Source organism: Pseudomonas sp. G11, assembly GCF_029457515.1.
Taxonomy (GTDB): domain Bacteria; phylum Pseudomonadota; class Gammaproteobacteria; order Pseudomonadales; family Pseudomonadaceae; genus Aquipseudomonas; species Aquipseudomonas gorinensis.
In genome coordinates this window covers 3,282,935-3,295,583 of record NZ_CP120377.1, presented here as the reverse complement: position 1 = coordinate 3,295,583, position 12,649 = coordinate 3,282,935, and the positions used below count along the sequence as shown (strand labels likewise).

The window sequence follows — 12,649 nt, the reverse complement described above, 5'->3', positions numbered from 1 at the left end:
ATCGACACCCTTTTATGATTATTTAGACGCTCAACAACAGGAACTCACGCTCCCAGGAACTGATCACCCGCTTGAAATTCTCATGTTCGGCGCGTTTGACCGCGACGTAGCCACGCACGAACTTGTCGCCCAGGTACTGCTTGACCGTCGCGCACTCCTCCATGCGCACCAGGGCGTCTTCGAGGGTGATGGGCAGGCGCAGGTTGCGCCGCTCGTAGGCGCGGCCCTCCACCGGGGCGCTGGGTTCGATCCGTTCGATCATGCCCAGGTAGCCACACAGCAGGCTGGCGGCGATCGCAAGGTAAGGGTTGGCATCCGCGCCGGGCAGACGGTTTTCCACGCGCATGGCGTCGGGGTTCGAGGTGGGCACGCGCAGGCCGACCGTGCGGTTTTCTTCGCCCCACTCCACATTGACCGGCGCCGATGTGTCCGGCAAAAAGCGGCGGAACGAGTTCACGTTCGGCGCGAACATCGGCAACAGCTTGGGGATGTACTTCTGCAACCCGCCAATGTGATGCAGGAACAGTTGGCTCATCTTGCCGTCGACGTCGACAAACACCGGCTTGCCCGTGGCGATCTCCACCACGCTCTGGTGCAGGTGCATGGCGCTGCCCGGCTCATCGGCCACGGGCTTGGCCATGAAGGTCGCGGCCACATTGTGCTTGAGCGCGGCCTCGCGCAGGGTGCGCTTGAACACGGTGATCTGGTCAGCAAGGTCCAACGCGTCGCCATGGCGGAAGTTGATTTCCATCTGCGCCGGGCCGTCTTCGTGGATCAGCGTATCGAGGTCCAGGCCCTGGGCTTCGCACCAGTCATAGACGTCCTCGAACAGTGGGTCGAACTCGTTGGCCGCGTCGATGGAAAACGACTGCCGACCGGTCTCGGCACGGCCGGAACGGCCCACCGGGGTTTTCAGCGGCAGGTCCGGGTCTTCGCAGCGCTGAGTCAGGTAGAACTCCATTTCCGGCGCGACAATCGGCTGCCAGCCTTGCTCGGTATAGAGCTGCAGGACCTTCTTGAGCACATTGCGCGGCGACAGTTCGATGGGGTTACCCTGTTTGTCGAAGGTGTCGTGGATCACGATGGCGGTGGGTTCAATCGCCCACGGCACCACATAGGTGGCATTGGCCACCGGGCGGCAGACCATGTCGATGTCGGCCGGGTCGAGCAGGTCGTAGTAGATATCGTCGTCGACAAAGTCCCCGGTTACCGTTTGCAGCAACACACTTTCCGGCAGGCGCATGCCTCGCTCATGCAGGAACTTGTTGGTGGGTGCGATCTTGCCGCGTGCAATGCCAGTCAAATCACTGATCACGCATTCGACCTCGGTAATCTTGTGTTCTTTCAGCCAGGCGGACAGCTGATCGAAGGGGGCGTTCATAAGGACCTCGTCATGGGTGGAGTGCTGCGCCGGCTTGTACTCCTGGCGCATTGAGGTCTATCTTGGGCCAGCCGTCGAACGGCATCTATCCACTTTGCACGAACCACAACGCACCAATAGAGTGCGTACGGATCACCCCATGACACAGGCAACCGCCTTGCGCGTACAGGCCTTCACCACCGGTGATGTGGCCGCTCAATGCCGTGCGACACCCGGCTGGGTACAGCAGTACCAGCAGATGTCCCCGGGGCATTTCGCCGGCCGTATCCGCTACCTCGACCTGCAAGGCGTCGAGGTCTACGAAGAGTGCATGAACACCCGTGTGGAGCAGCATTTCAATGCGCCGCCGGGGTCCCTGGCGTTCTGTTTCGATGGCAGCGACAACGCGCTGTACCTGCTGAATGGTGAAAGCCGCAACACATGGATCACCCCGGAGAACTACCGTGAAGTGGCGGTGGTGTTCGGCCCGCAGTTCGTGCAGCGCCATGGGCTGGATGTGGCGAAACTCGAAGGGCTGTTCATGGCGCCGCTGCTCTGCCAACAGAATGCGTTGTTCAGTCGCTGGCTCAGTGGAACCCTGACGCGCTTGTCCAGCACGATCGACCCGGCCAGCCGCGACACCCTCACCCAACAGTTGCTCGACGATTGCCTGTTCATTCTCGATAACGCATGCGTGTGCCTGGACCGCAGTTCATTGCAGCGGCGCAGCCAAGAACGCCAGTTGATGGCACGCATTGGCGAATGGGCGGCGGATGCACCCGATGAAAGCGTCAACCTGCTGGAACTGGCGCGTATCGCCGGCGTGCCGCTGCGCCAGTTGCAGCAGGGCTTCAAGACCTACACCGGGATGAGCCCGGCGCAGTGGTTGCGCTTGCGGCGCTTGAACGGCGCGCGGCGGGAGTTGTTGAGCGGTAGCGGAACGACCGTGGCCGAAGTGGCGATGAACTGGTCGTTCTGGCATTTGGGGCGGTTCTCTAACAGCTATAGAGCGCTGTTCAAGGAACTGCCGAGCGAGACCCTCAAGCGCTCACTTTGAAATGCATTCGACAATGTGGGGGGTCTCACTAAATCCCCGACTTAGCACTGTCGCACAGCAAACTAGAGCCTTGTGGCGAGCGGGCTTGCCCTAATGCCGTTCAGTTAAGCGTACATCGCCTTTTGTAGGAGCGAGCTTGCTCGCGAAAAACTCACAGGCGCCGCGTTCATTCAGGAGACACGCGTTATCGTTGACGTTTTTCGCGAGCAAGCTCGCTCCTACAAAAAAGCCTTAACTGAATGGCATTAGGGCTTGCCCCGCGTTGGGCTGCGCAGCAGCCCCAAAACCAGTCTCTGCGGAATATCTGGTACACCGCACTCGTCCTTCATTGGGGGCGCTGCGCGCCCCAACGCGGGGCAAGCCCGCTCGCCACAACAAGCCCGCTCGCCACAGGGGTTACAGTTCGCTGCGCGACAGCGCTACGTCGAAGAGGTCGTGAGGCCTCCCACATTGGGTTCGCTATCAGGCTTGGGAGTTGAGGAAGGCTGCCATCAACTGGTTCACCCGCTCCGCCGCCTCCAACTGCACCATATGCCCCTGCCCCGGCAATATCTCCACCTGGGCCTCCAGCCCCTGGGCATGGCTGGCCGGGATGATTGCATCGTCATCGCCCCAGATCACCAGGCTCGGCTGCTGCCCCACCACGTTGCGCAGATCCAGGCGCTGCCGCCCGCCATCGAACAGTTGGGCATTGAGTTGGCGTAATGCCTGGTCCACGCCTTCGAGGCGCTTGAACTTGAGCATGTCCTCCAGCATCTGCCGCGTGACCAGTGCCGGGTCGCTGAACAGTTGCACCAACTGCGGCTTGAGCGCGTTGCGGTTATTGGCCTCGGTAAACCCTTGCAGGTAGTCCCCGTTGATCGCTTCACCCAGCCCGGCGCTGGCAATCAGGGTCAGCGAGGCGACCCGCGCCGGCGCTTGCCGCGCCACTGTCAGGCTGACCAACCCACCCATGGAGTGCCCGGCCAGGTGCACGCGGTCGAGTTCAAGGTGATCGAGCAACGCCAGCAGCGCCTGGCTCAACTCGTCGGCGTCGCCATTTTGCAGGGCCTTGCCCGACTCGCCGTGCCCCGGCAGGTCCAGGGCGATCACCCGCCGCTCGGCGGCCAGGGCCGGGTGATTGAACAGCCAGTTGTTCAAGTCGCCGCCAAAGCCATGCACCAGCACCAGCGGCGTGCCGCCCTCGCCGAGGTCGAGGTAGCGCAGCAGGCGCCCGCCCACCTCGACTTTCTGCGCGCGGGGCCCCGAGGCTTCCGCCTCGGCCGCACTGGACACGAACCCGGCCTGGAAGCCTTCGATCACCGCGTCAATCTCGGCTTCCGTGGCCTCGCCCTCCACCACGATCCCGAGCAACGCCCCCACCGGCAAGGTCTCGTCGCTCAGCGCCAGCACCCGGCGCAGCACCCCGCTGAACGGCGCCTCGACACTGCTGGAAATCTTGTCGGTCTCCACATCCAGCACTTCCTCCCCCTTCTCCACCGAGTCGCCGGGTTGTTTCAGCCACACATCAATGCGGCCCTCAGTCATCGACAACCCCCACTTGGGCATGGTCAAGGTATGGATCATGCGGCAGTCCTCTTGTCGGCGATCTTCAGCACAGCCGCCTCGATCTTCGCGGCATTGGGGATGTACAGGTCTTCCAGCGCATCGGAGAACGGCACCGGTGTGTGTGGCGCGGTGACCATTTCGATGGGCGCGCGCAGGAACGAAAACCCGCGCTGTGCAACCAAGGCGCTGATATCGGTGGCGATGGAGCAACGTGGGTTGGATTCGTCGATCACCACCAGGCGCCCGGTTTTCTCCACGCTTTCGAGGATGCTGTCTTCGTCCAGCGGGCTGGTGGTGCGCAGGTCCAAGACTTCGCAGTCGATACCCTGGCGCGCCAGGTTGGCCGCGGCTTCCAGGGCGATATGCACCATGCGCCCGTAGGTCACCAGGGTGACGTCATTGCCTTCGCGTACAAAGTTGGCTTCGCCAAAAGGTACGGTGTACAGCTCTTCCGGCACTTCGCCCTGCAGGCTGTAGAGCATTTTGTGCTCGAGGAAGATCACCGGGTCGTTGTCGCGGATCGCCTGGATCAGCATGCCCTTGGCATCATACGGCGTGGCCGGGCACACCACCTTGAGGCCGGGGATGTGCGTCCACATCGAGGTGAGCATCTGCGAATGCTGGGCCGCGGCGCGCAGGCCGGCGCCGTACATGGCGCGCACCACCAGCGGCGTGGTGGTCTTGCCACCGAACATATAGCGAAACTTGGCGGCCTGGTTGAGCAACTGGTCGAGGCAGCAGCCGATAAAGTCGACGAACATCAATTCGCACACCGGGCGCATGCCGCGGGTCGCCGCGCCGACCGCCATGCCGACGTAGCCGACTTCGGACAATGGCGCATCGAGTACGCGGTCGGGAAACTGCGGGTACAGGCCCTTGGTCACGCCGAGCACGCCCCCCCAGGCATCCTGCTCGCCGGGGGAACCGGTGCCGCCGGAGACGTCCTGGCCGATGATGAACACACTCTGGTCCCGGCGCATTTCCTGGGCCAGGGCTTCGTTGATAGCTTGCTGATAACTGATTTTGCGAGCCATGACGGTCTCTCCACGAATTGTTTTTGTAGTGGGTGGCGATTAGCGGTAAGCCACGTAGACATCGCTGAGCAGGTCGGCGGCCTGGGGCTTGGGATCGGACTTGGCCAGGCGCACGGCGTCTTCGATCAGTTGTGCGACCTCTGCGTCGATGCGCTCGAATTGCGCCGCATCGAGCCAGCCTTCGGCGTTGCAGCGTTGACGAAACAGCGCCAGGCAATCGTGGGATTCGCGCAGGTTCTTGACTTCATCCGGGCCGCGATAGGTTTGCGCATCGCCTTCGAAGTGGCCGTAGAAACGGCTCAGCTTGACCTCCACCAGGGTCGGTCCCTGGCCATTGCGCGCGCGCTCCACGGCCACGCCAAGGGCTGCGTGCACGGCGAAGAAATCATTGCCATCGACAATCACCCCCGGCATGCCAAAGCCCACGGCGCGCTCGGCAATGTCCTTGCACGCCACCGACCAGCCTGAACCGGTGGCTTCGGCATAGCCGTTGTTTTCCGCGACGAACAGGCACGGCAGCTTCATGATCGAGGCCAGGTTCATGGCTTCGAACACCGCCCCCTCGTTGGAGCCGCCGTCGCCGAAAAACGCCACGGCCACACCCTGGCTGCCCTTGAGCTTGGAGGCCAGCGCCGCACCGGCCGCCAACGGCGCACCGGCACCGACAATGCCGTTGGCGCCGAGCATGCCTTTCTCCTGGTCGGCGATGTGCATGGAGCCGCCTTTGCCGCCGCACACGCCGGTTTTCTTGCCATAGATCTCGGCCATCATGCCGAACACATCCACGCCCTTGGCGATGCAATGGCCGTGGCCACGGTGGTTGGAGGCGATGCAATCTTCATCGTTGAGGTGCGCCATCACTCCCGCTGCGCTGGCTTCCTGGCCGGCATACAGGTGCACGAAACCGGGGATCTCGCCGGTGGCGAATTCCACATGCAGGCGTTCTTCGAAATCACGGATGGTGCGCATCACGGTGTAGGCATGCAGCAATTGATCGGTGGACAGGTGAGTGGACATCTTGTTGTTCTCCAGGTTGTCTCGACACACAAAAGGCTGGCAGCGGCCAGCTGCAACCTGCTCAGCACAGCCTGTGCCAAGGCGCGAAAAAACCGCGCAAAGCCTTGATCCAGAGCAGTGCTCCGCGGTTGTGCGGCGACACCCCCGAGCCGCAAAATGAGACGGGCCATTGCAACCTGCCCGCGGTGTCTCAGCCCGAATGAGACGCTGCGTCTCACGCCGGGCAGTTGGTCAGGCCGCCCTTGTCCCTCTGCGCACATGCGCGCTTAATGGCGGGCATAACAACAAAGATCGAGAACCGGAGGCCTTATGCTCGCCGCGAACTCCAAGGACCATGTCGACTGCGTCAGTCGCGTGGTGCGCAATGCCGATCGCCTGCCCCAGGCGCCAGTGCCGTCACTCATTTTCGATTCGTGGCGGCGCTCCATGGAACAACACCACCTCGACCCTGGCTCACTGCAAGGCCCGCGCATCCTCAGCGAACCACGCCTCAAGGAATGCCGCGAGCGCGCCGAGCTGTTCATGCGCATCGCCAGCGAGGCCGTCGGTCAGCTGCACCACCGTGTGCGCCAGGCCGACTACTGTGTGATGCTCACCGACGCCCAGGGCCAGACCATCGACCACCGCGTGGACACGGCCATTCGCAGCGATTGCCGCAAGGCCGGCCTGTACCTGGGCACCTGCTGGTCGGAAGCCGAGGAAGGCACGTGTGGCGTGGCCACCGTCCTCACCAGCAAGGCGGCGGTCACGGTGCACAAGCGCGATCACTTCCGTGCAGCCTTTATCAGCCTGACCTGCTCCGCCGCGCCGATCTTCGACCCCCAGGGCAACCTGCTGGGGGTGATGGACGCCTCGGCGCTCAAGTCCCCGGATGACCGGCGCAGTCAGCACCTGGTGCGGCAGATGGTGGCGCAGAGCGCCCAGGCCATCGAGAACGCCTTCTTCATGCACAGCGCCCGCCAGCACTGGGTGCTCCAGGCCCACAGCACGCCAGGGTATGTCGACAGCCAGCCCGACCTGTTGCTGGCCTGGGACCAGGACGGCCGCCTGCATGCCCTCAACAGCAAAGCGCGCCAGGCCCTGCGGCTGCGCTTTGGCCAAGTGCCGGAGCATATCGGCGAGGTTTTCGACCTGGACGCCTTGCACGCCGTCACCGATCAATCGACCCAGCAGTTGAACTGGCTCGGCGAACCTGGCGCGTTACATGTGCGGGTCAACCCACCCCGACGCAAACCGGCGCGGGTGGTTGCAAACACCCAGGTCGACCCGCGCGTGGAAGAACACCTGCGGCTGGCTGTGCGCGTGAAGGACCGTAACCTGCCGGTGCTGGTGCAAGGTGAAACCGGTGCGGGCAAGGAGGTTTTCGCCCGCCAGTTGCATGAGCGCAGTGCGCGCCGCGAGGGACCGTTCGTGGCAGTGAACTGCGCGGCGATCCCGGAAAACCTCATCGAAAGCGAGCTGTTCGGCTACGTGGCCGGTGCCTTTACCGGCGCCTCCAGCAAAGGCATGCCGGGGTTACTGGTGCAGGCCGATGGCGGCACGCTGTTTCTCGATGAAATTGGCGACATGCCGCTGGCCCTGCAGACCCGCTTGCTGCGGGTCATGGCCGAAGGTGAAGTGGCCCCGCTGGGCGCCGCGAAAACCCGCGCAGTGAATATCCAAGTGATCTGCGCCAGCCACCGTGACCTGGCCGCGCTGGTGAGCGAGGGGCGGTTTCGCGAGGACCTGTACTTTCGCCTGGGCTGTGCGCGCTTCTGCCTGCCGCCCCTGCGCGAACGCAGTGACAAGCTGGCCTTGATCAACCGGCTGGTGACGCAGGAAGCCCGCGGCGGTGGCATCTCGGTGGGCATCGCCCCGGCCGCGCTGGAGTTGCTGCTGGGCTATGCCTGGCCGGGCAATGTGCGGCAACTGCGCCATGTACTGGCGTATGCCTGTGCGGTGTGCGAGGGCGGTACGATCCAGCTGGCGGATTTACCCGTGGAAGTGCGCGGCGAGCGGGCCGAGGCCGATGTGCAAGCCCCTGTCAGCCCGGAGCGCCAGGTGGTGCTGGATGCGTTGATTCGGCATCGCTGGAAGCCATTGCCGACGGCGCAGGCATTGGGGATTTCCAGAGCGACACTCTACCGACGCGTCAACCAGTTGGGCATCGACATGCCGGGCAAACACTGAACCTGTGGGAGGGGCTTGCCCCCCTCCCACACCGGACCGATGCAGACCCCGAGGTATCAGCGGTAGACCAGGCCACCATCGATCAACGGGGACTGCCCGGTCATGTAATCCGCATCCGGCCCCGCCAGGTAAGCCACCAGCCCCGCCACATCCTCTGGGGTTTCCGCACGGCCCAGGGCGATGCCGTCCACGTACTTCTTGTAGGTGGCCCCCACCTCGGCACCAGTGATCTCGGCCATGCGCTTGTCGATCTCGACCCACATGTCCGTGCCCACCACACCGGGGCAATATGCGTTGACCGTAATCCCGACGCTGGCCAGTTCCTTGGCTGCCGCCTGGGTCAAGGCGCGCACGGCGAACTTGGTCGCCGAGTACACACCAAGCAGGGCGAAGCCTTCATGCCCGGCAATCGAGCAGGCGTTGATGATCTTGCCCTTCTGCTTGAGCGCCTTGAATTTATTGCCGGCCGCCTGGATGCCCCACAACACCCCCTGCACGTTGATGCCCAGGGTGCGTTCGACCTGTTCCGGGGTCACGTCCAACAGCGAATCGATCTGCGCCACCCCGGCGTTGTTGACGATGATGTCGAAGCCACCCAGGGTCTGGTGCGCGTGCTCCACGGCCGCCACCACCTGCTCGCGCTTGGACACATCAGCGATGAACACCGAAGCCTTGCACCCCAGGGCCACCACTTCGGCGGCTACCGCTTCAAGCTTGGCGCCATTGATGTCGACCAGGGCGATATCCGCACCATCCCGTGCCAGGCGCAAGGCGATGGCTCGGCCAATGCCTTGCCCGGCGCCGGTCACCAGCGCAACTTTTCCAGCGATGACTTTTCCAGCAGTACTCATGACGAACTCCTGTGATGATCAGAGAAGCCTCGTCTATCGCAGGTCCGCGCCGCAGCTGTCGAGCCGCGAGTGGATCGACGTGCGGGCTGAGACGCGATGTCTCAGCCCGCGCCTGGCCTGAACGCTTGTAAAACCGCGCCGTTATGCCTAGCTTATGCGCCCCTCGCCCCGCGCTTCTAAGGCCCTGCCCCATGGTTTTGCGTTTTCGCCCCGTCGTCACTTCCCGCTTCGCCCTCGGCTTGCTGCTCAGCGGCGGTATTGGCAACAGCCTGGCGGCGGAGATCGAACTGCCGGCGGTGAACGTCCAGGGCCAGGACGAGTCCGGTTATCGCAGTGAAACGGCCGCCGTCGGCGGCTTCAGTGAAGCACCGCTGCTGGACACCCCCGCCTCGATCACGGTGATCAACGCCGCGCTGATCAAGGACCAGCAAGCCCGCCTGCTCAGTGAAGTGCTGCGCAACGATGCCTCGGTGGGCGACAGCTATGCGCCGATCGGCTATTACGAAAACTTCGTGGTGCGCGGCTTCTCGCTGAATGCCGCAAGCAGCTACAAGATCAATGGGCGCACCATCACCGGCGAACAGAACGTCGCCCTGGAAAACAAGCAGCAAGTGGAAGTGCTCAAGGGCCTGGCCGGCCTGCAAAGTGGGATTTCCGAGCCCAGCGGCGTGATCAACTACGTGACCAAGCGCCCGGAAGACGTACGCTCGGTGACGGTCTCCACCGACGATCGCGGCAGCGGCTATCTCGCCACCGATGTCGGCGGCTGGTTTGGCAGCGAGCAGCAATTGGGCCTGCGCGCCAACGTCGCCCATGAAGACCTCAACTCCTACGTGGAGCATGCCGACGGCCAGCGGGATTTTGTGTCCCTGGCCTTCGACTGGAACATCAGCCCCGACGCCGTGCTGCAACTGGATGCGGAGTACCAGAACAAGCAACAACGCTCAGTGCCGGGCTATCAATTGCTCGGCGGTACGCAAGTGCCCCACGACGCCTCGCCGAAAAAACTGCTGGGCCATCAAACCGGCTCCAAGCAGGTCGGCATCGATTCGTTGAACCTCAACGGCACGTTCGAGTACCGCTTCAGCGACCAGTGGAAAGGCAGTGTCAGCGCGGCGCGCAGCAAAGTGGTGATTGATGACTACAGTTCGTTTGCGTGGGGCTGCTATGGCTCGACCAGTTGCACCTCCAGCGTGCCGAACTACTTCAGCCCCGAAGGCAACTACGACGTCTACGACTACCGCAGCCCCGACGACACCCGCCGTGACGATGAAGTCCAGGCGGCGATGACCGGCATGTTCGACACCGCAGGCATCGGCCATGAACTGACCTTCGGCACCAGCGCATTTCGCCGGGTGATCGACAAGCGTAAGTTCGTCAACGAGTACATCGGCACGACCAATATCGACGAGGATGCGCCGAGCTTCACGCCCACCGACAAACCGTTGAACGCCCGCCATCGCAACCTCGACAGCCGCCAGTACGGCGTGTTCGTCACCGACCGCCTCCGCTTCAATGAGCACTGGCAAACCATCCTCGGCGGTCGCGAAGTGCGCCTGGATGAAAAAGCCTTCGACGACAATGGCGACCCGGCGCGCCATACCCAGCAATACGTGTTCCTGCCCCAGGCGTCGCTGATCTACAAACCGGTGGAAGACATTTCGCTGTACACCACCTACAGCAAGGGCTTGTCCCTGGGCGGCACGGCGCCGTGGTTTGCGACCAACCCGGGCGAAACCCTGGCGCCGACCGTGTCGCGGCAGATCGAAGCCGGGGTGAAATACGACTGGCGCCGCATCAGCTTCGCCGCCGCCGTCTTCCAGACGCGCCAGGCCTACCAGTACGCCAAGCCGGATGACGCCGGGGCCTTCACCTATGTGCAACAGGGCGAGCAGAAGAACACTGGCGTGGAATTGTCGGCCAACGGCTGGGCGACCGAGCGCTTGCAGATCGCAACCAGCGTGGCGGCGATTCGTGCACGGGTCAGCGGCAGCGGCACAGCGGCCTACGAAGACCACCAGGCGATCAACGTGCCCAAGCTGCGCGCCAGTGTGTACGCCGATTATGCGTTGCCATGGGTCAATGGCCTGGCGCTGCTCGGCGGCGTGCAATACAGCGCCAAGAAGTACGCCAATCGCACCGGCAATGTCGAAGTCGGGGATTACGCGGTGGTCAACGTCGGCAGCCGCTACAGCACCCGCGTCGACGGGTATGAAACCGTGTTTCGCCTGAGCGTCGACAACCTGTTCGACAAGCGCTACTGGCGCGACGCAGGCGAGTACATGGGCGATGACTACCTGTTCCAGGGCGCGCCGCTGACGGCGCGCCTGAGTGCTACGGTGAACTTCTGATCGCTTATTTGGGCATTTTGCGAAAGCCGACCGCCAGGCGGTTCCAGCTGTTGATCGTGGAGATCGCCACGCTCAGGTCGACCTGTTCCTGAGCGCTGAATTCGGCGGCCAGCGCGTTGTAGTCTTCGTCAGGGGCATGGGTCTGGCTGAGCAGGGTCAGGCTTTCGGCCCAGGCCAGGGCGGCGCGTTCACGCGGGGTGAAGAACGGCGTTTCACGCCAGGCCGACAAGGTGTACAGGCGCCGTTCGGTTTCACCGCCCTTGCGCGCATCGGCGGTGTGCATGTCCAGGCAGAATGCGCAGCCGTTGATCTGGGAAACACGCAGGCGCACCAGCTCCAGCAGCGGCAGCTCGATGGACAGTTTGCCGACGGCAGCTTCCAGGGCGCGCATGGCTTTCATGGCGTCCGGGGAGGCGGTGTAGAAATCGGTACGGGTTTGCATGATGGAACTCCAGGGCGGTGAGGATTGGTGGCTAGGTTAGTCACCGCCGTGGTCGGGAAAAATATCCAATTGCGCAGAAGATCAGGTGACCAATTGTGGGAGCAGGCCGCCCTTATCAAACATAAACAAGTTATTGAATATCAAGGATTAAGATTTCTTCCTGAGTGACCACATTTTTGTGGCGAGCGGGCTTGCCCCGCGTTGGGCCGCGAAGCGGCCCCTGACAAAGACACCTGCGCGGTGTCAGGTACGCCTCAGTGGCTGGTTGGGGGGCCGCTTCGCGGCCCAACGCGGGGCAAGCCCGCTCGCCACAACAGCCCTCCCACACACGCCCCCAAAAAGCACTACCCCGGCAACGGCATCACGCGCAGCGGCCGCACCGATTTGTAGGAAAAGCTCGAGTAAATCTCCTTCACGCAGGGCAGCGTCTGTAACACTTCCCGCGCGAACTCGCCGAATGACTCCAGGTCTTTGGCCACCACCTCCAACAGGAAGTCATAACGCCCCGACACGTTATGGCACGCCACGATTTCCGGTATCGCCAACAGCCGCTGCTCGAAGGCGCGGGCGATTTCCTGGGTGTGGCTCTCCATCATGATGCTGACAAACGCCGTTACGCCATAGCCCAGGGCCTTGGGCGACAGGATCGCCTGGTAGCCGCTGATCACCCCGCTCTCTTCCAGGTGTCGGACCCGGCGCCAGCACGGCGAAGTGGTGAGCGCGACGCGGTCGGCCAGTTCGGCCACGGTCAGGCGGGCATTGCCTTGCAATGCGTTTAAAAGGGCTTTGTCGGTGCGGTCCAGACTGACGGGCATAACGT

General features: G+C 63.2%; 10 protein-coding genes. 3 read left to right on the top strand and 7 right to left on the bottom strand.

Translation table 11 applies throughout. The features are described 5' to 3' along the window. Positions 1–22 precede the first annotated feature (22 nt). Positions 23–1,381: a glutamine synthetase family protein gene (locus P2T68_RS15175; protein WP_277379529.1), complete on the bottom strand. Its 1,359-nt coding sequence runs from the start codon at positions 1,379–1,381 to the stop codon at positions 23–25. Between the two features lie 139 nt (positions 1,382–1,520). Here P2T68_RS15175 and P2T68_RS15170 point away from each other — a divergent pair, with 139 nt between their 5' ends. Then, positions 1,521–2,417, top strand: coding sequence for a helix-turn-helix domain-containing protein (locus tag P2T68_RS15170; RefSeq protein WP_069075791.1), 897 nt, complete (start codon positions 1,521–1,523; stop codon positions 2,415–2,417). A 462-nt stretch (positions 2,418–2,879) separates the two neighbouring features. Here P2T68_RS15170 and P2T68_RS15165 read toward each other — a convergent pair whose 3' ends face one another. The 3 genes from P2T68_RS15165 to P2T68_RS15155 are packed head-to-tail and all read right to left on the bottom strand — an operon-like array spanning position 2,880 to position 6,016. Further along, positions 2,880–3,983, bottom strand: coding sequence for an acetoin dehydrogenase dihydrolipoyllysine-residue acetyltransferase subunit (locus P2T68_RS15165; RefSeq protein WP_069075792.1), 1,104 nt, complete (start codon positions 3,981–3,983; stop codon positions 2,880–2,882). After that, positions 3,980–4,999 carry an alpha-ketoacid dehydrogenase subunit beta gene (locus P2T68_RS15160; protein ID WP_024076037.1) on the bottom strand — a complete coding sequence of 340 codons (1,020 nt, stop codon included), beginning with the start codon at positions 4,997–4,999 and terminating at the stop codon, positions 3,980–3,982. Before P2T68_RS15160 ends, P2T68_RS15165 begins: the two co-directional genes overlap by 4 nt. A 39-nt stretch (positions 5,000–5,038) precedes the next feature. Further along, a complete protein-coding gene (locus P2T68_RS15155) occupies positions 5,039–6,016 on the bottom strand; it encodes a thiamine pyrophosphate-dependent dehydrogenase E1 component subunit alpha (RefSeq protein ID WP_024076038.1) in 978 nt (325 codons plus the stop codon). Between the two features lie 309 nt (positions 6,017–6,325). Between P2T68_RS15155 and P2T68_RS15150 the strand changes: the two genes are divergently transcribed. Beyond that, a complete protein-coding gene (locus P2T68_RS15150) occupies positions 6,326–8,185 on the top strand; it encodes a sigma-54-dependent Fis family transcriptional regulator (RefSeq protein WP_277379528.1) in 1,860 nt (619 codons plus the stop codon). A gap of 56 nt (positions 8,186–8,241) precedes the next feature. Here P2T68_RS15150 and P2T68_RS15145 read toward each other — a convergent pair whose 3' ends face one another. Continuing rightward, a complete protein-coding gene (locus tag P2T68_RS15145) occupies positions 8,242–9,036 on the bottom strand; it encodes an acetoin reductase (RefSeq protein ID WP_277379527.1) in 795 nt (264 codons plus the stop codon). Between the two features lie 191 nt (positions 9,037–9,227). Between P2T68_RS15145 and P2T68_RS15140 the strand changes: the two genes are divergently transcribed. Then, positions 9,228–11,387, top strand: coding sequence for a TonB-dependent siderophore receptor (locus P2T68_RS15140; RefSeq protein ID WP_277379526.1), 2,160 nt, complete (start codon positions 9,228–9,230; stop codon positions 11,385–11,387). Between the two features lie 4 nt (positions 11,388–11,391). Here P2T68_RS15140 and P2T68_RS15135 read toward each other — a convergent pair whose 3' ends face one another. Beyond that, positions 11,392–11,829: a carboxymuconolactone decarboxylase family protein gene (locus P2T68_RS15135; protein ID WP_024076042.1), complete on the bottom strand. Its 438-nt coding sequence runs from the start codon at positions 11,827–11,829 to the stop codon at positions 11,392–11,394. A gap of 344 nt (positions 11,830–12,173) precedes the next feature. After that, complete coding sequence (locus P2T68_RS15130) at positions 12,174–12,644, bottom strand: Lrp/AsnC family transcriptional regulator (RefSeq protein ID WP_069075795.1); 471 nt, start codon at positions 12,642–12,644, stop codon at positions 12,174–12,176. Positions 12,645–12,649: the final 5 nt, after the last annotated feature.

Excerpts from the sequence above, each read along its gene's own strand:
- P2T68_RS15175 (WP_277379529.1), bottom strand. The coding sequence starts at position 1,381 with ATGAACGCCCCCTTCGATCAGCTGTCCGCCTGGCTGAAAGAACACAAG.
- P2T68_RS15170 (WP_069075791.1), top strand. The coding sequence starts at position 1,521 with ATGACACAGGCAACCGCCTTGCGCGTACAGGCCTTCACCACCGGTGAT.
- P2T68_RS15165 (WP_069075792.1), bottom strand. The coding sequence starts at position 3,983 with ATGATCCATACCTTGACCATGCCCAAGTGGGGGTTGTCGATGACTGAG.
- P2T68_RS15160 (WP_024076037.1), bottom strand. The coding sequence starts at position 4,999 with ATGGCTCGCAAAATCAGTTATCAGCAAGCTATCAACGAAGCCCTGGCC.
- P2T68_RS15155 (WP_024076038.1), bottom strand. The coding sequence starts at position 6,016 with ATGTCCACTCACCTGTCCACCGATCAATTGCTGCATGCCTACACCGTG.
- P2T68_RS15150 (WP_277379528.1), top strand. The coding sequence starts at position 6,326 with ATGCTCGCCGCGAACTCCAAGGACCATGTCGACTGCGTCAGTCGCGTG.
- P2T68_RS15145 (WP_277379527.1), bottom strand. The coding sequence starts at position 9,036 with ATGAGTACTGCTGGAAAAGTCATCGCTGGAAAAGTTGCGCTGGTGACC.
- P2T68_RS15140 (WP_277379526.1), top strand. The coding sequence starts at position 9,228 with ATGGTTTTGCGTTTTCGCCCCGTCGTCACTTCCCGCTTCGCCCTCGGC.
- P2T68_RS15135 (WP_024076042.1), bottom strand. The coding sequence starts at position 11,829 with ATGCAAACCCGTACCGATTTCTACACCGCCTCCCCGGACGCCATGAAA.
- P2T68_RS15130 (WP_069075795.1), bottom strand. The coding sequence starts at position 12,644 with ATGCCCGTCAGTCTGGACCGCACCGACAAAGCCCTTTTAAACGCATTG.